The sequence below is a fragment of the Sinomonas notoginsengisoli genome, assembly GCF_021554725.1.
GTDB classification, from domain to species: domain Bacteria; phylum Actinomycetota; class Actinomycetes; order Actinomycetales; family Micrococcaceae; genus Sinomonas; species Sinomonas notoginsengisoli.
On record NZ_JAIZDP010000001.1, the window covers coordinates 949092 to 970285 of the forward strand.

General features: G+C 66.8%; 16 protein-coding genes. 3 read left to right on the plus strand and 13 right to left on the minus strand.

The features are described from left to right. Window positions 1-42 precede the first annotated feature (42 nt). The 5 genes from LF262_RS04420 to LF262_RS04440 all read right to left on the minus strand — a co-directional run bounded on the left by LF262_RS04420 (window position 43) and on the right by LF262_RS04440 (window position 7611). Entirely contained in the window at window positions 43-1848 is a 1806-nt protein-coding gene (locus tag LF262_RS04420) for a dipeptide ABC transporter ATP-binding protein (protein WP_235779027.1), read from the minus strand. After that, window positions 1845-2795 carry an ABC transporter permease gene (locus tag LF262_RS04425; RefSeq protein ID WP_235779028.1) on the minus strand — a complete coding sequence of 317 codons (951 nt, stop codon included), beginning with the start codon at window positions 2793-2795 and terminating at the stop codon, window positions 1845-1847. The genes LF262_RS04420 and LF262_RS04425 overlap by 4 nt, the downstream gene beginning before the upstream one ends. Then, window positions 2785-3714 carry an ABC transporter permease gene (locus LF262_RS04430; protein WP_235779029.1) on the minus strand — a complete coding sequence of 310 codons (930 nt, stop codon included), beginning with the start codon at window positions 3712-3714 and terminating at the stop codon, window positions 2785-2787. Before LF262_RS04430 ends, LF262_RS04425 begins: the two co-directional genes overlap by 11 nt. Window positions 3715-3839: 125 nt before the next feature. Continuing rightward, window positions 3840-5525 carry a peptide ABC transporter substrate-binding protein gene (locus tag LF262_RS04435; protein WP_235779030.1) on the minus strand — a complete coding sequence of 562 codons (1686 nt, stop codon included), beginning with the start codon at window positions 5523-5525 and terminating at the stop codon, window positions 3840-3842. 217 nt (window positions 5526-5742) lie between these two features. Beyond that, window positions 5743-7611: an ABC transporter ATP-binding protein gene (locus LF262_RS04440; protein WP_235779031.1), complete on the minus strand. Its 1869-nt coding sequence runs from the start codon at window positions 7609-7611 to the stop codon at window positions 5743-5745. 94 nt (window positions 7612-7705) lie between these two features. Here LF262_RS04440 and LF262_RS04445 point away from each other — a divergent pair, with 94 nt between their 5' ends. Further along, on the plus strand, window positions 7706-8332 hold the full coding sequence (locus LF262_RS04445; RefSeq protein ID WP_235779032.1) for a PH domain-containing protein: 627 nt from the start codon (window positions 7706-7708) through the stop codon (window positions 8330-8332). 43 nt (window positions 8333-8375) lie between these two features. Here LF262_RS04445 and LF262_RS04450 read toward each other — a convergent pair whose 3' ends face one another. The 4 genes from LF262_RS04450 to LF262_RS04465 all read right to left on the minus strand — a co-directional run bounded on the left by LF262_RS04450 (window position 8376) and on the right by LF262_RS04465 (window position 15829). Further along, complete coding sequence (locus LF262_RS04450; RefSeq protein WP_235779033.1) at window positions 8376-9593, minus strand: ABC transporter permease; 1218 nt, start codon at window positions 9591-9593, stop codon at window positions 8376-8378. A 1-nt stretch (window position 9594) separates the two neighbouring features. Next, complete coding sequence (locus tag LF262_RS04455; protein WP_235779034.1) at window positions 9595-11124, minus strand: ABC transporter permease; 1530 nt, start codon at window positions 11122-11124, stop codon at window positions 9595-9597. A 190-nt stretch (window positions 11125-11314) separates the two neighbouring features. Continuing rightward, window positions 11315-13090 (minus strand): ABC transporter family substrate-binding protein, encoded by a 1776-nt coding sequence (locus LF262_RS04460; RefSeq protein WP_235779035.1) that lies wholly within the window; start codon window positions 13088-13090, stop codon window positions 11315-11317. A gap of 288 nt (window positions 13091-13378) precedes the next feature. Beyond that, window positions 13379-15829 (minus strand): phosphoketolase family protein, encoded by a 2451-nt coding sequence (locus LF262_RS04465; protein WP_235779036.1) that lies wholly within the window; start codon window positions 15827-15829, stop codon window positions 13379-13381. A gap of 161 nt (window positions 15830-15990) precedes the next feature. On the opposite strand from LF262_RS04465, the gene LF262_RS04470 reads away from it, so the two are divergent. Next, window positions 15991-16146 carry a hypothetical protein gene (locus LF262_RS04470; protein WP_235779037.1) on the plus strand — a complete coding sequence of 52 codons (156 nt, stop codon included), beginning with the start codon at window positions 15991-15993 and terminating at the stop codon, window positions 16144-16146. A gap of 114 nt (window positions 16147-16260) precedes the next feature. Here the strand turns inward: LF262_RS04470 and LF262_RS04475 are convergent, their stop codons facing one another. Beyond that, entirely contained in the window at window positions 16261-16572 is a 312-nt protein-coding gene (locus LF262_RS04475; protein WP_235779038.1) for a hypothetical protein, read from the minus strand. A 127-nt stretch (window positions 16573-16699) separates the two neighbouring features. Next, window positions 16700-17785, minus strand: coding sequence for a redox-regulated ATPase YchF (gene ychF / locus LF262_RS04480; RefSeq protein WP_235779039.1), 1086 nt, complete (start codon window positions 17783-17785; stop codon window positions 16700-16702). Window positions 17786-17858: 73 nt separating this feature from the next. Here ychF and LF262_RS04485 point away from each other — a divergent pair, with 73 nt between their 5' ends. Beyond that, the gene (locus tag LF262_RS04485; protein ID WP_235779040.1) at window positions 17859-19172 is read left to right on the plus strand and encodes a DNA recombination protein RmuC; all 1314 of its coding nucleotides are present in this window, start codon (window positions 17859-17861) and stop codon (window positions 19170-19172) included. 47 nt (window positions 19173-19219) lie between these two features. Here LF262_RS04485 and LF262_RS04490 read toward each other — a convergent pair whose 3' ends face one another. Both LF262_RS04490 and LF262_RS04495 read right to left on the minus strand, forming a co-directional pair. Continuing rightward, on the minus strand, window positions 19220-20305 hold the full coding sequence (locus LF262_RS04490; RefSeq protein WP_235779041.1) for a 4-hydroxy-3-methylbut-2-enyl diphosphate reductase: 1086 nt from the start codon (window positions 20303-20305) through the stop codon (window positions 19220-19222). After that, window positions 20302-21168 (minus strand): hypothetical protein, encoded by an 867-nt coding sequence (locus LF262_RS04495; RefSeq protein ID WP_235779042.1) that lies wholly within the window; start codon window positions 21166-21168, stop codon window positions 20302-20304. The genes LF262_RS04490 and LF262_RS04495 overlap by 4 nt, the downstream gene beginning before the upstream one ends. Between the last annotated feature and the right edge of the window lie 26 nt (window positions 21169-21194).

Below are 21194 nucleotides of genomic sequence, written 5' to 3' on the forward strand. Positions count from 1 at the left end.
CCCCCTCCGCACCCGCAGCGAGCCCCACCCCTCGCCCGTCGGCTAGGCCGCGTCCGGCGGGAGCAGGAGCCTGCCGCCTGGGATGGCGTCGAGCAGGTCCCGGGTGTACTCCTTCTGCGGCGAGTCGAACACGGCATCGGTGGTCCCGGTCTCGACGAGTGTGCCGCGCTCCATGACGCACACGTGGTCCGCGATCTGCCGCACCACGGCGAGGTCGTGGGTGATGAACAGATACGTGAGGCCGAGCCGCTCCTGCAGCTCAGCGAGGAGGTTGAGGACCTGCGCCTGGACGAGCACGTCGAGCGCGGAGACAGCCTCGTCGCAGATGATCACCTCGGGATCCAGCGCGAGCGCGCGGGCGATCGCGACGCGCTGGCGCTGGCCGCCCGAAAGCTCGTTGGGGTAGCGCTGCATTGCCGACTGCGGCAGTGCCACCTGGTCCAGCAGCTCACGGACCTTGAGCTCGCGCGAGGACCGGTCGCCGATCCTGTGGGTCCTCAGCGGCTCCTCGATGGTCCGGTAGATGTTGTACATCGGGTCGAGCGAGCCGTACGGATCCTGGAAGATCGGCTGGACGCGGCGCCGGAATGCGAACAGCTGCTTCCTGTCCAAGGTGGCGGTGTCGACGCCGTCGAACATGATCCTGCCGGAGGTCGGCTTGAGCAGCTGGAGGACCATCTGCGCGACCGTGGACTTGCCGGACCCGGACTCCCCCACGATCGCTGTGGTGGTGCCGCGACGGACCCGGAAGCTCACGTCGTCGACCGCGGTGAAGTCCGTGCCGCGGCCGATGCCGGTGCGCAGCCTGAACACCTTCGTGAGGTTCTCCACGATGAGCGCATCGTCCCCCACGGCCTCCGGCGCAGCTTCAGCTGGGACGTCGAGGGTTTCCGAGGCCTCGGCGGCGGTCGCTTCCGCCTTCTCGGCAGCCTTCTGCTTGGCCTCTTCGGACGCCGTCAGCAACTCGGCAGGCGTGAGCCCTGCATCCTTCGCGACTTGAATGCGCCGCGAGGCGAGCGAGGGTGCCTTGGCCACGAGGCGTTGGGTGTAGGGGTGCAGAGGATTGCGCAGCAGCTCGACCGACGGTCCCGCCTCGACCACACGCCCCTGGTACATGACCACGACCTTGTCCGCGCGCTCGGCGGCGAGCCCGAGGTCGTGCGTGATGAGGAGCACCGAAGTGCCCATCTCTGCAGTCATCGTCTCGAGGTGGTCGAGGATCTTGCGCTGGACCGTCACGTCTAGCGCCGAGGTGGGCTCGTCCGCGATGAGCAGCTTCGGCGCGCAGGAGAGGCCGATCGCGATGAGTGCCCGCTGCCGCATGCCGCCGGAGAACTCGTGCGGGTACTGCTTGGCTCGGCGTTCGGCGTCCGGCAGTCCGGCCTCTGCCAGGACGCGGGCGACGTCGGAGGGCCTGTCCGGCTTCCCGTTGGCGCGCAGCGTCTCACGGACCTGGTAGCCGATCTTCCACACCGGGTTCAGATTCGACATCGGGTCCTGCGGGACCATGCCGATCGTGTTGCCGCGCAGCTCGATCATGCGCTTCTCGGGCGCCTGGGCGATGTCCTCCCCGTCGAGCAGGATCTGGCCGGCGGTGACACGGCCGTTGCCCGGCAGCAGGCCGATGGCCGCGAGGGCGGTGGTGGACTTCCCCGAACCGGACTCCCCCACGATGGCGAGCGTCTCGCCGGGCATGATCTTCAGGTGGGCATCGCGGACCGCTCGGAGGTCGCCCCCGCCGGTCGTGAAAGTGATCTCGAGATCGCGGATCTCGAGGATGGGCCGTCCTCCCGGCTGCTCTTCGTCGACGACCGTGGGGGTGCCTGCAGCAGTGGTCTTCTCGGTCATCGGGTCCTGCTTTTCGGGTCGAGGGCGTCGCGGACGGCGTCGCCGAGCATGATGAAGCTCAGCACGCAGATCGACAGCGCCGCTGACGGGTAGATGAGGATCATCGGATTGGTCCGGATCGATTGCTGTGCCGCCGCGATGTCGTGGCCCCAGGACATGACCGACTCGGGCAGGCCGATGCCGAGGAAGGAGAGCGTCGCCTCCGCGACGATGAACACGCCGAGCTCGAGGGTCGCGAGGACGATTACGGGCGCGATCGCGTTGGGCAGGACATGCCGCAGGAGTGCGCCGAATCGTGAGACACCGAGTGACCGCGCAGCCATGACGAAGTCCGCGTTGCGCACCTCGATCACCGCTCCACGAGTGATGCGGGCCATCTGCGGCCATGCGAGCATCGCAATGACGAGGACCACCGTCCATACGCTCTTGTTCTCACGGAACATGGGCAGCTGGGTGATGACGAGGGCACCGAGCACGAGCGGGAGGGCGAAGAAGATGTCGCCGAGCCGTGCCAGGAGTGCGTCGAGCCAGCCGCCGTAATAGCCTGCCAGCGCGCCGAACGTCACGCCGATCACGAGCACGCAGAGCACCGCGAGGATACCCACCGTGAGGGAGGCCTGCGTCCCGTGGACGACTCGGGAGAAGACGTCGCAGCCCTGGAACGTGAACCCGAACGGGTGCCCGTCGCGGGGTCCTGCCTCGGAGTTCTCGAGCAGGCACTCGGCGTTGGGCGGGGCCTGGGTGAAGATCCCGGGGAAGAGCGCCACGAAGACAAGCCCGAAGATCATGATCGCCGAGATGATGAACAGCGGCTGGCGCCGCAGCTTGCGCCAGGCATCCGCCCACAGGCTCAGCGGCGCCTGTTCCACGCGGAGGGCGTCGGTAGTCCCGAGGCCGGCCTCTTCGAAGGGGGCGACGAAGTGGCCCTCAGTGCGTTCATGCCTCATAGCGGATCCTCGGGTCAAGCCAGGCGTACAGGAGATCGACAAGGAGGTTCGCGAGCACGAACACGAGGACGAGCACGCTCACGATGGCCACGACGGTGGGGCCCTCGCCGCGCAGCACGGCCTGGTACAGCTTGTTGCCCACCCCGGGCACGTTGAAGATGCCCTCGGTGACGATCGCGCCACCCATCAGGCCGCCGAGGTTCGCGCCCAGGTAGGTCACGACCGGGATCATCGAATTGCGCAGCACGTGGGCGAGCACGACCCGGGTGCGCGAAAGGCCCTTCGCCGTGGCCGTCCTGACGTAGTCCGCGTTCATGTTCTCGATGACCGAGGCGCGCGTGAGGCGCAGCACGTAGGCGAACGAGACGAGGCCCAGCACAATGGCAGGCAGGATGAGATTGCCCCAGTCCGCATGTGCGCCGACCGTGGGTTTCGCCCAACCGAGGTAGACGCCGAAGACCAGCTGGAAGACGAAGCCGAGCACGAAGGTGGGAACGGCGATGACCACGAGCGAGGCGACCAGGACGGCCGAGTCGAAGATGCCCCCGCGGCGGAGACCGGCCCACAGGCCGAACGCGACGCCGAAGACCGCCTGGATGGCAAGGGCCTCGACAGCGAGCATCGCGGTCACCGGGAAGATCCTCGCGAGGGTGGCCGCGATGGGCTGCTGGGTGAAGTCGACGCCAAGATCGAGCGTGAACAGGTTCTTGAGGAAGATCCCGTATTGGACGATGAACGGCTGGTCGAGGTGGTACTGGGCGCGGAGCGAGTCGATGACGCTCTGCGGGGGCTGCCGGTCGCCGAACAGCGCGGCAATGGGGTCGCCCGGCAGGGCGAACACCATGAAGTAGACGAGGAGGGTCGTCCCGAGGAATACGGGAATGACCTGGAGGAGCCGGCGGAGAATGTAGCGGGTCATCGCCGCCCTCCGGTGTCCCGGTCACAGGGACGTGCCATGGAGCTCAAGCCTTCCGTTGGTGCGAAGGCCGAGGGCCCGGCTCGTGGCCGGGCCCTCGACCAGCGGGTGTCAGCGCGCGCGCGCCGTCACTTCGCCTGGATGTTGTAGTAGAGGATGGCGCCGTTCCAACCGGTCTCGGCCTTCACGACGTGGTTGCTCCACACGATCGGCTTGTTCTGGTCCCACAGCGGCAGGCCGGGAAGGTCCTTGAAGAGGACTTCCTGTGCCTGGTTGAACTTGGTGCTGGCATCCTGGGTGTTCTTGGCGGCGAGGCCCTCCTTGAGGAGCTTGTCGAAGTCGGGGTTCGAGTACTTCTCGTAGTTTGAGGATGCGCCGGTCGCCCAGACGGGACCGAGGAAGTTGTACAGCGACGGGTAGTCGCCCTGCCAGCCCGCGCGGGTGAGGCCGGGGATGGTCTGCGACTTGCGCAGGTTCAGGACCTCTGCGAACTTCGCGAACGGCTGGATCTCGGCCTGGATGCCGAGGTTGTTCTTGAAGTTGTTGGCCACCGCGTCGACCCACTCCTTGTTGCCGCCATCGGTGTTCGAGGCGATCTGGAGAGGCTTCGAGGCATCGTACGGCTTGATCTTCTCGGCCTGTGCCCAGAGGTCCTTGGCCTTCGTCGGATCGTACTTGAGCACCTCGTTGCCGGGGATGTCGGCCTTGAAGCCCTCGATGACCGGCGGCGCGTAGCCCTTGGCGGGCTGGCGCGTGCCGTTGAAGACGACCTTGGCAATCTCCTCGCGGTTGATCGCGTAGGAGAGGGCCTGGCGGCGCAGCTTGCCCGCGTCACCTTGGAAGTTCGGGTTGTAGCCGGGGATGTTCAAGGTCGAGTCGGCCGCAACCGGCTTGTTGGCGTTGCGGTCCTGGAAATCGGTCGTGAACGTCTTGAGGGCGTTGGAGGGCAGGACGTCCGAGACGTCCAGGTTGTCGGCCTGCAGGTCGGTGTACGCGGGGCCTGGATCCGTGTAGAACTTGAAGGTCACGCCGCCGTTCTTGGCCTCGCGCGGGCCCTTGTAGTCAGGGTTCTTCACGAGGGAGATCGACTGGTCGTGGACCCAGGAGCCCGTATCCTTGGCCATCTTGTACGGGCCGTTGCCCACGGGGTTCTCGCCGAACTTCTTCGGGTCCTTGAGCGCGTCGGAGGGAAGCGGGTAGAAGGCCGAGTAGCCGAGGCGCAGGGACCAGTCAGACTCGGGCTGGGCGAGCTTGACGGTGATCGTCGAGTCGTCCTTGGCGGTCAGGCCGGACATGGTCTGTGCCGTGGGCGCCGGGGTGGTCTTGGTCTTGCCGTCGGGCTGCGCCTCCTTGGTGACCTTGCTGACGGCGTCGTAGCCCTCGATGGACTCGAAGAAGAACCCGTTGTTCTGGAGGTTGGTGCTGAGCGCGGCAAAGTTCCACGAGTCAACGAACGTCTTGGCGTTGATCGCCTCACCGTTGGTGAACTTGGACCCCGACTTGACCTTGATCGTCCAGGTCTGGGAGTCGGTCGTGTCGATGCTCTCGGCGAGGTCGTTGACCGCCTTGCCGCTCGGGTCATAGGCCCTCAGGCCCGCGAACAGCTGGTCGACCACGCGACCGCCGTAGACCTCGTTGGTGTTGGCCGGCAGGAGCGGGTTCTGCGGCTCGTTGCTGTAGGCGGTGATGACCTTGTTCGGGTCACCGCTGGCCTGCGTGTTTCCTCCGGTGCCGGATCCGCCGCCGCAGGCGCTGAGCGCGAGTGCGAGAGCGGCAGCGACACCGAGAGTCTTGGACATGCGTGACAGACGCATTCCTGTGCTCCTTCGCTATTGGTGCGGGGCCCTCGCATAGCACGAGAACCTGTTGGGTCCATCACTGGACCCTGTGACCTGCCTTATAGAAGTACAGCCTAACTGCAATCAGGAATTACGAAAGAACTCTTTGCCAAACCGTGATCTCGGCTGAGAGCCCACGACGACGGAGGGGAACCTGATCGGGCGGCTTCCCCGCGTCGTCGTGCGTGCAGTCCTAGTCGATTCCGCTTGCTGCAAGAAGCTCGCGGAGCTCGCGGCGCTCGCGCTGCTTCTCAGGATCCGGGAGCGGGACAGCGGCGAGAAGCCGCTGGGTGTAAGCCTCCTGCGGGTTGCGCAGGATCGCATCACGCGAGCCCTGCTCGACGATCCGGCCGCGCTGCATGACGCAGATGTAGTCGGCGAGGACGTCGATGACGGCGAGGTCGTGGGTGACGAAGAGGCACGCGAAGCCCAGCTCCCGCTGGAGCGCCTGGAACAGCTCGAGCACCTTAGCCTGCACCGACACGTCAAGCGCAGACGTCGGCTCGTCCGCCACCATGAGCTTGGGCTTGAGCGAGAGCGCGCGGGCGATCCCGACACGCTGCTTCTGGCCCCCAGAGAGCTCGTGCGGGTAGCGGTTGCGGTACGAGCGCGGCAGCTCAACCTGGTCCAGGAGCGTCTCGACCCGCTTCTGCAGCTCGGAGCCCTTCGCGACGCCCGCAAGCAGCATGGGTTCGCCGATAGACTCGCCGATGGGCAGGCGGGGGTTGAGGGACGACGACGGATCCTGGAAGACCATTCCCACCGAGCGCCGGATATCGTGGAGCTCCTTGGAGTTCTTGCCAAGGTTGGAGATCTCGCGCCCGGTCACCTTGAGGGAGCCCTCCGCGACCGGCAGGAGGCCCACGGCAGCGCGGCCGATCGTCGTCTTGCCGGAACCGGACTCCCCGACGAGGCCCACGACCTGCCCCGGGTAGACCGTGAGGTTCGCGCCCTCGACGGCACGGAAGGCCGCCACCCGGCCCTGCTTCGGGTATTCGATCGCGACGTCGCGCAGCGTCAGAACGGGGTCCCCATGATGCGCCGCTGCGGCCTGGGCTTCGGCGAGCGCACGCTCGTTCTCGCGCTCGCGCTCCCGCAGTTCGGAGGTGTCAACAGCGTCGAGCTCGGCACCTGTGGCTGCGGCGAGGGCCGCGGTGATGTCGACGTCCTCCGAATCGGCCTCACCTCTTTGCCCTAGGTGCGGAACGGCCGCGAGGAGTGCCTGCGTGTAGGGGTGCTTCGGCCGGTGGAAGATCTCCTCGGCGGTGCCCGTCTCCACGATCAGGCCGCGGCGCATCACGGCGATGCGATCGGCAAGGTCCGCCACCACGCCCATATCGTGGGTGATGAGGATGACCGCTGAGTTGAGCTTGTCCTTGAGGTGGCGCATCAGGTCCAGGATCTCCGCCTGCACCGTGACGTCGAGCGCTGTGGTCGGCTCGTCGGCGATGAGCAGCCTCGGGTCGCACGAGAGCGATTGTGCGATCATCGCGCGCTGGCGTTGGCCGCCCGAGAGCTGGTGCGGGTAGGACTTGAACGCCTTCTCCGGGTCTGGCAGCTCGACGAGCTCGAGCATCCTGAGCGCGCGCGCCTTCGCCTCGTCCGGAGAGACCTGATTGTGCAGACGGATGGTCTCCACGATCTGGTTGCCGATCGTGTACACGGGGTTCAGCGCGGTCATCGGCTCCTGGAAGATGACGGCCACGTCGTTGCCGCGCACGCTCCTGGTGGCCGCTGCACGGTCCTTCCCCAGGAGCTCGCGTCCCGTCAGCTTGACGCTGCCGGAGACGCGGCTGTTGGAGGGCAGGAGCCCGAGGAGTGCCATCGAGCTCGCGGACTTGCCGGAGCCGGATTCGCCGACGATCGCGAGGACCTCGCCGGCCCTGACCTCGTAGTTGAGGTCGATGGCCGCTGGGACCCATTCCTTGTCCACCCCGAAGTCGACACTCAGGTCCGCGACCTCGAGGACCTTCTGGCCCTTGACCAGGTCTGCACCGATGACGTCGGTGCGGCCCTTTCCCTGGCGGCGGGGCTGGCCCGCCGTTCCGAGGTCCTCAGCCATTCGTGTGCTTCCTTCCCTTTGCCGCCCTGCCCGAGGGCTTCGCCCCGGCGGACGGAATCCTTGATTCTCCCCGGCGTCCTGCATCATGGGGGGCATGAGCGCGATGCAGCACGCTGGTCTGACCGACGTCTACAGGGCCCGTAGCAACAAGCTGCTCGCCGCCGCCCTCTGGTCGCTCGCGGCGCTCGGCGCCGTGGTGACGGTTCTCCAGGCCGGCGTGCCCGGCCTGCGCTTCGCGGCCCCGCTCGTGCTCATGGCGTGGGCTGGATGGGCGCTCTTCTGGCGGCCGGCAGTGGTGGTGAGCGATTCCGGCGTCGAGCTCGTCAACCCAGTCCGGCGTATCGGCGTTCCGTGGGAGGCCCTCGCGTACGTCGACACGAAGTATGCCCTGACGCTGGGCACCGGCCACGGTCGCTTCACCGCGTGGGCGGCGCCGGGACCGGGAGCGCTCGGCGCGCGGCGTGCGCGGCCTGAGCACCTCACCGGCCTTCCGGAGTCCAGCTACGGGCCCCAGCACACCGTACGCCCGGGAGACCTCGCCAACACGGTGTCGGGCCAGGCCGCGATCCTCGTACGACGCCGCTGGGCCGAGCGGGTGGAAAGCGGCGCCGTCGCGGGGGGCCGGGTCGAGGAGACGCCGGTGGCGCGACGCGTGGCGTGGGGGATTGTGGCGCTCGGGCTCGTGCTCACGGTCGCCACTGCGGTCACGCTCCTCTCCTGACGCGTGCACCCCGTGAAGGGGCCCGGTGGCCACAGCACGCATGTCAGGGCTTCCTGCCGGTGGCAGTGTCGTCGCCGTCCGAGGCTCCGCCGAACACTTCGCTGTCCGGAACGTAACCGGAGGCGGGGCTCACCCCGTCGCCGACATCGACGGCGGCCGTGGTCTCGGCCGCTGTGCCCTCGGCCGCCGCGCCGCCCGCAGGGGTGCGGCGGGCCTTGGCCTTCTTGGAGTTGAACTTCTTCTGCCGCGGATCGAACGCGTCGCGGAGGCCGTCGCCGATGAAGTTGATGCAGAGGCAGATGAGCACAATGAACAGGCCTGGCCACCAGAACAGCCACGGGCGGGTGGAGAACGCCTCCTGGTTCTGCGAGATGAGAAGTCCGAGGGACGTGTCCGGCGCCTTGACGCCGACACCCAGATAGGACAGCGCCGTCTCGATCAGGATGGCCGAGGACATGAGGAGGGTGCCGTTGACGATCACCACGCCCACCGCATTGGGGAGGATGTGCTTGAAGATGATCCGGGTGTTGGATGCGCCGGAGATCCGTGCAGCATCGACGAACTCACGCTCCCGCAGCGAGAGGAACTCTCCGCGGACTAGGCGCGCAAGGCCCACCCAGGCTACGAGGCCGAGGAAGATGCCGAGCACCACTACGCCGTTGTGCGAGGCGAACTGGGAGAACCAGGTCCCCGCGTCACGCCGCCCGGCCGTTTGGGACATGACTGCGGCCAGGAGCAGCACGGGGATGACGATGATGATGTCCGTCAGGCGCATCAGGACGGCCTCGACCCAGCCCCGGAAGTAGCCGGCCAGCGCGCCGATGACCACGCCGATGATGCCGGCGACGAGCCCGATGATCACCATGATCGTGATGGACTGCTGGGCCCCGCGCATCGTCATCGCGAAGAGGTCGCGCCCGATGCGGTCCTGTCCGAACGGGTGGTCGCCGAGGCTGAACGGCACGAGCGCCCATGTGGGAGCGCCGTCGTTCACGAGGGGCGTGACCTGATCGTGCTGGTACTTCCACCATCCGGGGATCGGCCCCCACCCTTCGGAGGAGAACGCGAGGATGAAGATGACCGCGAAGACGATGAGACCAGCCAGGGCTCCCGAGTGGCCAAAGAACCGCTTGCGGACGATCTGCCCGAGGCTTAGACCCTTGGCCTCCAGGACCGGCTCGATGCCGGCGGCAGGCTCGGTCCGCGTGGCGGTGCCAGCGGGGCTGCTCACGGCTTCCTCCTGCTGAGACTGCTGGCTCATGTCACTTCACCCTTACACGAGGATCGAGCGCGGAGTAGACGAGGTCCGCGAGAAGATTGAAGGTCAGCGCGGTGATCGCCACGCACACGAACACACCCATCACCGGGTTCGGATCAACGTGTGAGATGCCGTCGAGGAACATGAAGCCCATGCCGCGCACCGAGAAGACGGTCTCAGTGATGACCGCGCCGCCGATCAGATGGCCGATGTCGAGGGCCACCACCGTGGCAATGGGGATGAGGGCATTGCGGAACGCATGGCGCATGATGACGCTGCGCTCGCTCACGCCTTTCGCCCTCGCCGTCCGGATGTAGTCCATGTTCATCACCTCGAGCATGGACGAGCGGGTGTAGCGCGTGTAGCTCGCGAGGGAGATGAGGATGAGGGCCGCTGTGGGGAGGATGAGGTGGGTGAATGAGTCGAGGCCCGAGAGCCAGAAGTCGCCCTGGAGGTTTGGGGTCGCCGCCCCGATGGTTGCGATCGGACGCCCGCGGATCTTGCTGTTGTCGAAATAGGCGGGCCACGCCTGCATGAAGCGGTCGAGCATGATCATGAACGCCACGAGGAACGCGGTGATGCCGCCCACGCGCATCCCCTGGCTCCTGTCGTACCCGCCCCAGAAATAGCCGGCCGCGATGCCCACGCCTACGGCGACGACCGCCAGGATGACGATCATGAGCGGAGTCGCGAGGTCCAGGAGGGGCTGGACCGGGAAGTAGACGACCGCGCCGATGAGTACGGCAGTCAACCCTGCATACAGCGCCCTCCGGTTCTGGAGGCCAGCCGCGAGGACGGTGATCGCGAAGGCGATCCCAACGCCTGCGATCAGGATGACACCGAGGCCGAGGCCGGGGAATCGGAACCACTGGGTCAGGCGCGCGACGATGAGGACCAGGCTCACGAACGCGAACACGATGGCTCCCACGGTGAGCTTGCGCCGCAGGTTCCCGCCGGTGACAACCGCCCCAACGAGGCCGAGGACGAGGCCGACGCCGAGTGCGACCGGGATCGGGATGTCCGGGTGCGCGAGGAAGTTGTTGAATCCGATGGCGCCGTACTCCTTGAGCAGGACGGCAACCCAGAAGATCGGGAGGGAGAAGAACAGGAACGCCATGAACGTGACCCCATAGTCAAGGGCGCTGTACTGGCGCAAGGCGGTGACGATGCCGAGTGCTACTCCGATGAGGATCGCGAGGATGGTCGCGGCCGTCACGAGGGAGAGTGTCTGGATGAGGGCCTGCCCCAGCGCCTGTGTGACCGGCTGCCCCACAAGGTTCTTGCCGAGGTAACAATTGCCGACCACGCATCCGGCGGCGCCGCCCAGCCACTTGAAGTAGCGGATGGGGGCCGGGGTATCCAGGTCAAGGAGCTGAGAGCGCGACTCCATGAGTTGCGCTGCATTGGGAAGATTGCTGGCGCGGAATTCCTCGAGCGGATCTCCGGAGAGCGCGGTCAGGTTGTAGACCAGGAACGACGCTCCGAGGAGGATCAACGCTGCGGTGATGAGGCGGCGGACGACGTAAGTCACCATGGTTCGTTGTACCTCTAAAATGGACCGCCCCGAAAGGGTGGGGGGCGATGCGGAAGGGGGCCGAAGGCTGTGCCACACGGTCGTTGGGGAGGCCCGACGGCGATTGGCGGGATGTGCCGGGGCGCTGCGAAGCGCCGAGACCCGCTAGCTCGGTCCCGGCGCTTCGCTGCGCATCAGAACTCGGGAAGGGCTACTTCGTGGCCCACTCCCAGAAGTTCCACCAGACGCCGGTCGAGGTGGGGTTGTACTTCACGCCAGTGACCTTGTCGCTGTATGCGTCCACACCCACCGACTGGAACAGCGGCAGACCGTAGGACGAAGCCCAGATCTTCTTGTCGACCTGCTTCTCGAGGTCCACCTGCTTGCTCTGATCCGTGGTCTGGGTGAGCTGGTCCATGAGCTTGTCCGCATCAGGATCGGAGAACTTGTTGAAGTTCGAGCCGTTGCCGGTCTTGAAGATCTGAGGCACGCTGGAGACGCCGACGCCGGGGTTGATCCAGCCGAAGATCGTGGCATCGTAGCCGCCCTTGCCGAGCGCCTTGCCCCAGTCGGACTTGCCGAGACCGCCGTCAACGACCTTGAAGCCGGCCTTCGTCGCGCTCGCGGCGATGAGGGAGTAGGCATCGACGCGGTTCGGGTTGTCCTTGTTGTACATGACCTTCACTTCGGGCGTCTTGCCTGCAAGGAGCTGCTTGGCCTTGTCGATGTTGACCTGCTGGTAGTCCGCGGAACCGTTGTTCTTGACCGTGTCGGCGTACGCCGCCTGCTGTGGGACGAAGATCTGCGAGTCGAGCGGCTTCGCGTTCGAGTCGAGCTTCTTGATGATCTTGTCCACGATGTCCCCACGGGGCACGGTCAGCATGAACGCCGTGCGGACATCCTTCTCGGCGAAGGGACCGCTGTAGTTCAGGTCGATGTGGTCATACGAGAGCTGGTTGCCCTGGTCGACCGTGACACCCGGAATGGCCTTGAGCTGCTCGACGGTATCCGACGACGCCTGAGGTGCAATGATGTCCGCCTCGCCGTTCTTGAGCGCCTGAACCTGCGCAGGGGCCGAGCCGATGTAGCGGATGACAATCGAGTCGACGTTGGGCGTCGGGCCCCAGTTGTAGTCCTTGTTGCGCACGAGGGTCATCGACTGGTCGGGCACGATGTCCTTGACGATGAACGGGCCGTTGGAGAGGAACAGGCTCGTGTCACTCGGAAGCGTCTTGGTGTCGAAGCCGGTGTTGTAGAAGTCGGACGCCTTCTTGAGGGTCTCATTGGCGGGCTGCGGGCTGGCCGGGTCGCCCTTCTTGAGGCCCTTCATGAGGTCGTAGAGCGCCTTGCCGTCAGAAAGGCCAGCGCGCTTGGCGACGACATGGGAGGGGATGTCGACCTTCGAGCCCAGGGCGATCTCCCAGTCAGCGAAAGGCTGGGTGTACTTCAGCGTCATTGACTTGCCGTCCGAGGAGACCTCGGGGAACTCCGTGGAGTTGAGCCCGGTCGGGTCGCCCGAAGTAGAGAAGTACGCGGTGCCGGTCTTGGCCTTCGGATTCTTGTCGTCATACCAGCTCGAGCCCACAGCCCACTCCAGAGCCAGATCGTAGCCGGTGACCGGCGTCCCGTCCGACCACTTGACGCCGTCGTTGATCGTGTACTTGACGGTGAGCGGGCTGTCGGAGACCTTCTCGTACTTGCCGAACTTGTCGTTGTGAACAACGGTCAGCTTGTTGTCGACGTAGTAGAAACCCGAGTGCGTCGGGCGACTGACCTTCGAGTTGATGTCCGTGTTGCCGTCAGCCGTGTTCGAGTTGAACGTGTTGAACGCGTTCACCTCGACGACCGTGACGGTGCCGCCCTGCTTGGCGCTGGCCGATGCGGTGTTGGTGCTCGAACCGCCGCCGCCCTGGGTCGCGCAGGCGCTGAGCGCAACCGTTGCCGCCGCGGCGACGCCCACCGCCTTAGAAATACGCCCGAAACGCATTCCGCCTCCTCTAGTGCATCTGTAGACGTGTGCCGGTGTGTTGCCGGTACAGACGGTCCGCCCTCCCCATAGAGAACGTGGCACGCCTCACATGCCCGACAGACTAGTCCCGCTGTGTCCTCGGTGGCTACGAAAGTTCCGTTTCAGATCAGCGTCGTTATGAAGATGCAACATATCTTTCAGGTTCTGGGGGTAGGGGTCTCGATTCAAGTGAATCCGATTGACTCTCCCAATCACTCGGCCCCTTCCTCCCGCGCGCCGCCCCGTCCTCCGAGCGCCGCCGATCAATCACTGGCGTTGCTCAGCGCGCCCCAGAATCCAATCACGGATCTCAGCTGGATCGTCGCCGAACTCGCGTGTGTAGGCCCTCGCCTTCGCAAGCTCGTCCTGGTAACGCTGCCTCACGGCAGCGTGGCGCAGGGCGAGTCCGGGCACCCGGTCCAGCACGTCGATAGCCAAGTGGAACCGGTCGATCCGGTTGAGCATCGCCATGTCGAACGGCGTCGTCGTCGTGCCCTCCTCGACATATCCCCGCACATGGAGATTCCCGTGGTTCGCCCGGCGGTACGTGAGTCGGTGGATGAGCCACGGGTAGCCGTGGTAGGCGAAGATGATTGGCTTGTCCTTCGTGAAGAGCGCGTCGAACTCGCGGTCGGGTAGGCCGTGCGGATGCTCGCGCTCGTCCTGGAGCCTCATGAGGTCCACGGCGTTGACCACGCGGACCTTCAGATCGGGCAGGTCGCGGCCCAGCATCTGGGCGGCTGCGATCGCCTCCCCCGTGGGCACGTCGCCAGCGCAGCCCAGCACGACGTCGGGCTCCTCGCCCGGTACCTCGTTGCCCGCGAACTCGAGGATTCCGATCCCTCGGGCGCAGTGCAGCTCCGCCTCGGCGGGGTCGAACCACTGGAGCGAGAGCGCCTTCCCGGCAACCACCACGTTCACGTAGTCGCGGCTGCGGAGGCAATGGTCCATCGTGGACACGAGCGTGTTCGCATCCACGGGGAGGTAGACACGCACCACCTCGGCCTTCTTGTTCACCACATGGTCGATGAAGCCAGGATCCTGGTGGGAGAACCCGTTGTGGTCCTGCTGCCATACGTGGCTCGAGAGCAGGTAGGTCAGTGAGGCGATAGGCATGCGCCAGGGCAGCTCGCGGTGCACCTTGAGCCATTTCGCGTGCTGGTTGAACATCGAGTCGACGATGTGCACGAAGGCCTCGTAGGAAGTGAAGACCCCGTGGCGGCCCGTGAGGAGGTAGCCCTCGAGCCAGCCCTGGCACAGGTGCTCGCTCAGCACCTCCATGACCCTGCCCGCGCGCGCGAGGTGCTCGTCGACGTCCTCGATGCGCTCCTGCCACACCTTGTCCGTGACGTCGTACACGGCCTGGAGGCGATTGGACGCGGTTTCGTCTGGGCCGAAGAGCCTGAAGTTCTCCGGGTTCACGCGGATCACCTCGCGCAGCCACCCTCCCAGGTTCGCCATCGCCCCCGCGCGCACGACGCCGGGCCCCTCCACCGGGGTCATGTGCTCCTTCGCGTCGGGGAGCCGCAGATCACGCAGAAGCCTTCCGCCGTTCGCGTACGGCGTTGCGCTCATGCGCCGGTCCCCGCTCGGGGCGAGTCGAGCCAGCTCAGGCGAGCAGGCGCCGTCGTGCGTGAAGAGCTCCTCCGGACGGTACGAGCGCATCCATGCCTCGAGCTGGGCGAGGTGGCCAGGGTTCTCGTGAATCGCATTGAGTGGAACCTGATGGGCGCGCCAGGTGCCCTCCACGGGTTTGCCGTCCACGACGGCCGGGCCGGTCCAGCCCTTCGGGGAGCGGAAGACGATCAGGGGCCACGGTTCGGGAGCCTCGCGACCGGGCCGCTCCCCCGCCGTCCCCGCCTCGTCGCGGGCCTGCTTCTGGATGGCTGCAATCGAATCGAGGCAGTCGTCGAGCGCGGCAGCGAAGTCCCGGTGGGCCTGCGTCTGGGCCGCCGGGTCGCCGACTGTGACGAAGCGGGGCGCATAGCCGAGGCCCTCGAAGTACTTGCGCACCTGTTCCTCGGGGCGCCGGGCCAGGACGGTGGGGTTCGCGATCTTGTAGCCGTTGAGGTGCAGGATGGGCAGCACCGCTCCATCGCGGACCGGGTCGAGGAACGCGGTGGACTGCCAGCTCGTCGCGAGGGGCCCGGTCTCGGCCTCGCCATCACCCACCACGCAGGCGACCACGAGGTCCGGGGTGTCGAAGGCTGCCCCGAAGGCGTGCGCGAGTGAGTAGCCGAGCTCGCCGCCCTCGCTGATGGAACCCGGCGTTTCGGGCGCCGCGTGGCTCGGGATGCCGCCGGGATAGGAGAACTGGCGGAACAGCTCGCGCAGCGAGCGCTCGTCGTCGCCGAAGTGCGTGTAAATCTCGGAGTAGGTGCCCTCGAGGTACGCATTCGCGACGTTCGCCGGGCCACCGTGCCCCGGGCCGGTGACGAACAGCATCGCCTGGTCGCGCTCGATGATGGCCCGGTTGAGATGGGCGTAGATGAAGTTCAGACCGGTGGTGGTACCCCAATGGCCCAGGAGGCGCTTCTTGACGTGACCGGACTCCAACGGCTCCTTCAGGAGGGGATTGTCCCGGAGGTAGATCTGGCCGACGGAAAGGTAGTTCGCCGCCCGCCACCATCGGTGGAGGTCCTCGATCTGGGCGTCGGTGAGGCGGCCTGGCGGTCGGGCATCAGGCGTCTCGGTGGCTGGCGTCTCGGTGTCTGTCATGGCGTGCCCCTGCCTTCAGCGTCGGCTCGCCGATGCACGCCAAAGGCGTGCCCGGCCGGTCCCTGCCCAGCCTATCCATGCAGGCGGACGGTGGCGGGCCCACCGGTGGCCGGGGAATTAATTCTCCACAGCGCTCGCGGGCCCCTGGTTTTGCCTGCCGCATGACGGCCTTTCCGAATGCCGCCCGGGCGGCGCGGCATCACATCGGCACAGCGGTGAAGCAGCTTGCGGCAGCCGTGGACGAGCTGCGCGGCCTGGGAGCCGACGAAGACGTCATCCAAGGCCTGAGCGCCAACGCGGGCAATGGCCTGGCATAACGCGAAGTGCTCGACACCATCTGTGTTCACGTGGACCGCACCCCCCTGGGCTGGGACAGGAAAGGGCTGCCACACCTGTTGTCAGGTGTGGCAGCCCTAGGAGGACGAACGCGCCTAGCGGATCGCCTGCGTCAGGTTGATCGGAGCACCCGTTGCCGAGCAAACAGCCGAGGCCGAACCGCTGCGTGCGGCTTGAGCCGCGAGGACAGCGATGTTGCCCACGTTCACGCTCGGGCAGACATCGGCGACCAACTGCGCGGCGACACCAATGTTGACATTGTTGTTGCTCAGGACGTCTCCGACACTGACGTTCACCAGCCCGCCCTGCTGGCTGTTGTTGGCTGCTTGGGCCGGTGCGATCCCGCCCGCAAGCATCATTCCGCCCGCAAGAGCCGCTCCCGCAATCGACTTCGTGACCAGTCGCATGGTTATCTCCATTTTCTCAGTGATTTTCGGCGTTGCGGCCCCCGAGACATTCCGAGAGCCCGCCCCCGCTCTTTACCCGGCTGTTACCTATCTAACACCCATGGAGCCAACCCTTTTTTGCCGACGCTCACACGTTGAAGCGGAACTCGACCACGTCGCCGTCGGCCATCACATAGTCCTTGCCCTCGATCCGCACCTTGCCGCGGGCCTTGGCCTCGTTCATCGACCCGGCGTCGACGAGGTCCTCGAAGTGGACCACCTCGGCCTTGATGAAGCCCCGCTGGAAGTCGGAGTGGATCACGCCAGCGGCCATCGGGGCGGTGTCCCCCTGACGGATCGTCCAGGCACGGGCTTCCTTGGGGCCGGCCGTGAGGTAGGTCTGCAGGCCAAGCGTGTGGAAGCCGACCCGCGCGAGCTGGTCGAGGCCGGACTCATCCTGGCCGTTCATCTCCAGCATCTCGCGCGCTTCCTCCTCGGAGAGCTCCACGAGGTCCGCCTCGAGCTTGGCATCGAGGAAGATTGCGTCCGCTGGCGCGACCAGGGCGCGCAGCTCGTCCTGCTTCCCAGGGCTCGTCAGGATGCCGTCGTCCGCGTTGAAGACGTAGATGAACGGCTTCGCCGTGAGGAGGTTGAGCTCCTTCAGGTGCTCCATGTCGAGCTTGTCTGAGGCGATCGAGGAGAAGATTGTGTCGCCGCGCTCGAGGACCTTCTGGGCGGCCTCGATCGCGGCGAGCTCGGCGGCGTCACGCTTCTTGATCTTGACCTCCTTCTCGACGCGCGGAAGGGCCTTCTCGATGGTCTGCAGGTCAGCCAGGACGAGCTCGGTATTGATGGTCTCCATGTCGGAGCGCGGGTCCACCTTGCCCTCCACGTGCACCACATCCGTGTCCTCGAAGACCCGGATCACCTGCGCTATCGCCTGGGCCTCGCGGATGTTGGCGAGGAACTGGTTGCCGAGGCCCTCGCCCTCGGAGGCGCCCTTGACGATCCCGGCGATGTCCACGAAGGAGACCGTCGCGGGGAGGATGCGCTGGGAGCCGAAGATCTCGGCGAGCGTGTCGAGGCGCGGGTCGGGGAGGCTCACCACTCCGACGTTCGGCTCGATGGTGGCGAACGGATAGTTTGCCGCAAGGACCTGGTTCCGGGTCAGGGCGTTGAAGAGCGTCGACTTGCCGACGTTGGGGAGACCGACGATTCCGATAGTGAGAGCCACGGTGATCCATCATACCGGGGGCGGCGGGCGGTCCTGCGCGAGAATTGTCGGTGCCCCGTGCGAAGGTGAGGCCATGGACGGAACGCAGATTCTCGTGATGGTGCTGGTGGCGCTGCTCGCGCTGGTGGCCGGCTGGGTGGCGGGGGCCGCGGCCCAGAGGCGTCGTGCCGCGCACGACGGCGGCAGCCTCCCGGCGCTGCAGTCTCGCCTCGCGTCGGCAGAGGCACAGCTCGCGGCGGCGAGTGCGGAGCGCGACCTCCTCGCGCGGCAGAACGCTGCCCTGACCTCGCTGGACGAGCAGGAGAACACCGTGCTGCACGCCCTGGCGCCCGTGGCGGAGAAGCTCGGAGCCGTGCAGCGTGCCGTCGCACTGCTCGAACGGGACCGTATCGAGCAGTTCGGACAGCTCGCGCAGCAGCTCGCGGAGGCCCGCGAGTCGGACGCGGCGATCCTCCAGTCGGCCCACGTGCTCACCTCCGCCCTGGCCAACAACTCCTCGCGCGGCACGTGGGGCGAAGTCCAGCTCCGCCGTGTTGTAGAGGCTGCAGGCATGCTCGACCGTGTCGACTTCGCGGAGCAGGTGTCCACTTCCGGCGGCACTGGGGCCGTGCGGCCGGACCTCGTGGTGCTGCTCCCGGGCGGCAAGCGCATCGTGGTGGACTCGAAGGTACCGCTGGGCGCCTATCTGAAGGCGCAGGAGCATGCCCAGGATCCGAGCCCGACCGGCGCCGCACAGCGTGATCGGCATCTGGTCGAGCATGCCAAGGCCGTGAAGGCACACGTCGACGCGCTCGGGTCAAAGAAGTACTGGGAGGCTGTGGGGCAGAGCCCGGAGCTGGTGGTGTGCTTCCTCCCCGCGGAGTCGTTCCTCGCCGAGGCCCTGCGGGCGGATGCGGGCCTCCTCGACTATGCCTTCGCCCGGAACGTCGCGCTTGCCTCCCCCGCAACACTCATGGCCCTGCTCAAGGGGATCGCCTTCGGCTGGCGGCAGGAACTCGTGACGGAGAACGCCCGCGAACTGTTCGATCTCTCGACGCAGCTCTACGGGCGGCTGAGCACGATGGGCGGCCATGTGGCACGGCTCGGCGCGTCGCTCAAGGGCTCTGTCGAGCGGTACAACGCCTTCATCGGCGCCCTCGAATCCCGCGTCCTCCCGACCGCGCGCCGCATGAGTGCCCTTGATCTGGGCGCACCCGAGACTCTGCCCGACCTCCCGCCCGTCGAGACGACGCCCCGGGTCCTGTCCGCGGGCGAGCTCCTCGATGAGCAGATGTGGCGTGACAACGGGATCTCCCCGCTGCCGGGGACCCTCGGTGGCGAAGCCAACCCCAAGGCGGGGACAGTCCCCCGGACATCGGACGAGGATCACCGCCGCCACTCCGCGTGAGGGAATGGTGGGGGTGCAGGCCAGCCTCGGCGGCGCGGTGTCCTGCGTCAGCTTTGGGGACGTTGGCCTCGGCCGCCGAGGCCGCGGGAGCCATCGCCATGCTCCTTGAGCGTGGCCCGTAGCTCCTTGGGCAGCGAGAAGAGGATGTCCTCCTCCGCAGTCACGACCTCCTCGACGGTCCCGTAGCCGTACTCCGCGGCGAGCCTCAGGACGTCCTGCACGAGGACCTCGGGCACTGAGGCACCCGACGTCAGCCCGATGGTCTCCACGCCTTCGAACCACGACTCGTCGACCTCGTTGGCGAAGTCCACCCGGTGCGCGGCCTTGGCGCCGTACTCGAGAGCGACTTCCATGAGGCGTACCGAGTTCGAGGAGTTCGCGGAGCCGACCACGATCACGAGGTCTGACTGCGGCGCGATCTTCTTGATCGCGGCCTGACGGTTGGAGGTCGCATAGCAGATGTCGTCGCTGGGCGGATCCTGGAGGTTCGGGAAGCGCTCCCGCAGCCGCCGCACGGTTTCCATCGTCTCGTCGACGGAGAGCGTGGTCTGGGAGAGCCAGATGAGCTTGTCAGGGTCCCGGACCTCAATCCTGTCCGCTTCCTCGGGCGAGTTCACGATCTGGGTGTTCGCCGGGGCTTCGCCGTATGTGCCCTCGACCTCCTCGTGGCCCACGTGCCCGATGAGAAGGATCTCGTAGTCGTCCTTCGCGAAGCGCACCGCCTCGCGGTGCACCTTCGTCACGAGCGGGCACGTCGCGTCGATGGTGCGCAGGCCGCGTTCCTCGGCAGAACGGACCACCGCCGGGCTTACGCCGTGCGCCGAGAACACCACGAGGGCACCCTCGGGCACCTGGTCGGTCTCGTCCACGAAGACGGCCCCACGGTCCTCGAGCGTCTCGACGACGTGGCGGTTGTGGACAATCTGCTTGCGCACGTACACCGGGGCGCCATAGTGCTCGAGTGCCTTCTCCACGGCGATGACGGCACGGTCAACCCCGGCGCAGTAACCGCGGGGCGCTGCGAGGAGGACCTTCTTGGTGCCCGCCACCGGAAGGGTCGCCGCCACATCCGCAGGTGTGCGGCGCAGCCGCGGAACCGTGGGCATGGACAGGGGAACGGAGGTGGAGCTCATGCTCCCATGCTACCGGCGCGTGACGCGCGCCTGCGTCGCGCTCCGAGCGCGATGGAGAGCCCGAGGCACACGGCACCCAGTATCGCCACCGCGGCCACCCAGGGCATGAAGGCGTCGGCGAAGAGCGGCCCTACGCGGCCAGCGAACACTGAAGCGACCGTTCCGCCGCCGCCTTGGCCGCCGGCAAGCGTGGAGCCGAGGAACACGGCGGCGCCGAGTGCGGCGGCAACCAGCAGGAGCCCGGCACCGAGCCATCCGAAGGCAACGTCGCGGCGTCGCGCGAACAGGAGCCCCAGAACGAAGGCGAGGACCGCTCCCAGGGTCAGAGGGACCGCCAGGCTGGCCGCGCTCTGCATGACGGTGAGCCACGAACGCTGCTGCGCCGTCCCAACAGGGACCTCAATATCAGGAGCGTCGCCGAGAGACAAGCCGAGGCCGGCCCCCAGTCGCTTGAGGAGGATGCCGGCGAGAGGGCGCAGCTGCAAAGTGAATGCAGAGGTCGACGCCGTATCCGGCGAGAAGTTGAGCCTGTGGCTTTCGCGAAGCGTGTCGTCCCAGGCCCCGGGGAAGCCAGGATCGCTCGTGATCCCCCTGACGAGCCCTTCCGTGAGCCGGGAGGCCTCACCCCGGGCGGCCCCTGGGGTGCCTGATGCGGACACCACGGTCGAGGCCAGCGCGGACCCGAGCGCGGACTGGAACTCGGTATCGCTGCGAAGGGGACTCAGCAGGCGCACGAACCCGCCTTCATCCACCACATTGCGTTCGAGCCACAGCGACGGCACCGCGGCTGCCGTGAGAACGACGGCGAGCAGCACGGAGAGTGCGGAGAGGACGGTGCGCATGGACTTCCCCAGGATCGACAACCCGTTCATCCTAGCGGCGCGCGCCC

What these genes read in the sequence shown, in the direction of transcription:
- LF262_RS04430 (WP_235779029.1), bottom strand. Translation starts at nt 3,714, where the DNA reads ATGACCCGCTACATTCTCCGCCGGCTCCTCCAGGTCATTCCCGTATTC.
- LF262_RS04440 (WP_235779031.1), bottom strand. Translation starts at nt 7,611, where the DNA reads ATGGCTGAGGACCTCGGAACGGCGGGCCAGCCCCGCCGCCAGGGAAAG.
- LF262_RS04465 (WP_235779036.1), bottom strand. Translation starts at nt 15,829, where the DNA reads ATGACAGACACCGAGACGCCAGCCACCGAGACGCCTGATGCCCGACCG.
- LF262_RS04460 (WP_235779035.1), bottom strand. Translation starts at nt 13,090, where the DNA reads ATGCGTTTCGGGCGTATTTCTAAGGCGGTGGGCGTCGCCGCGGCGGCA.
- LF262_RS04485 (WP_235779040.1), top strand. Translation starts at nt 17,859, where the DNA reads ATGGACGGAACGCAGATTCTCGTGATGGTGCTGGTGGCGCTGCTCGCG.
- LF262_RS04475 (WP_235779038.1), bottom strand. Translation starts at nt 16,572, where the DNA reads ATGCGACTGGTCACGAAGTCGATTGCGGGAGCGGCTCTTGCGGGCGGA.
- LF262_RS04490 (WP_235779041.1), bottom strand. Translation starts at nt 20,305, where the DNA reads ATGAGCTCCACCTCCGTTCCCCTGTCCATGCCCACGGTTCCGCGGCTG.
- LF262_RS04445 (WP_235779032.1), top strand. Translation starts at nt 7,706, where the DNA reads ATGAGCGCGATGCAGCACGCTGGTCTGACCGACGTCTACAGGGCCCGT.
- LF262_RS04450 (WP_235779033.1), bottom strand. Translation starts at nt 9,593, where the DNA reads ATGAGCCAGCAGTCTCAGCAGGAGGAAGCCGTGAGCAGCCCCGCTGGC.
- LF262_RS04455 (WP_235779034.1), bottom strand. Translation starts at nt 11,124, where the DNA reads ATGGTGACTTACGTCGTCCGCCGCCTCATCACCGCAGCGTTGATCCTC.
- LF262_RS04470 (WP_235779037.1), top strand. Translation starts at nt 15,991, where the DNA reads ATGACGGCCTTTCCGAATGCCGCCCGGGCGGCGCGGCATCACATCGGC.
- LF262_RS04425 (WP_235779028.1), bottom strand. Translation starts at nt 2,795, where the DNA reads ATGAGGCATGAACGCACTGAGGGCCACTTCGTCGCCCCCTTCGAAGAG.
- LF262_RS04435 (WP_235779030.1), bottom strand. Translation starts at nt 5,525, where the DNA reads ATGCGTCTGTCACGCATGTCCAAGACTCTCGGTGTCGCTGCCGCTCTC.
- LF262_RS04420 (WP_235779027.1), bottom strand. Translation starts at nt 1,848, where the DNA reads ATGACCGAGAAGACCACTGCTGCAGGCACCCCCACGGTCGTCGACGAA.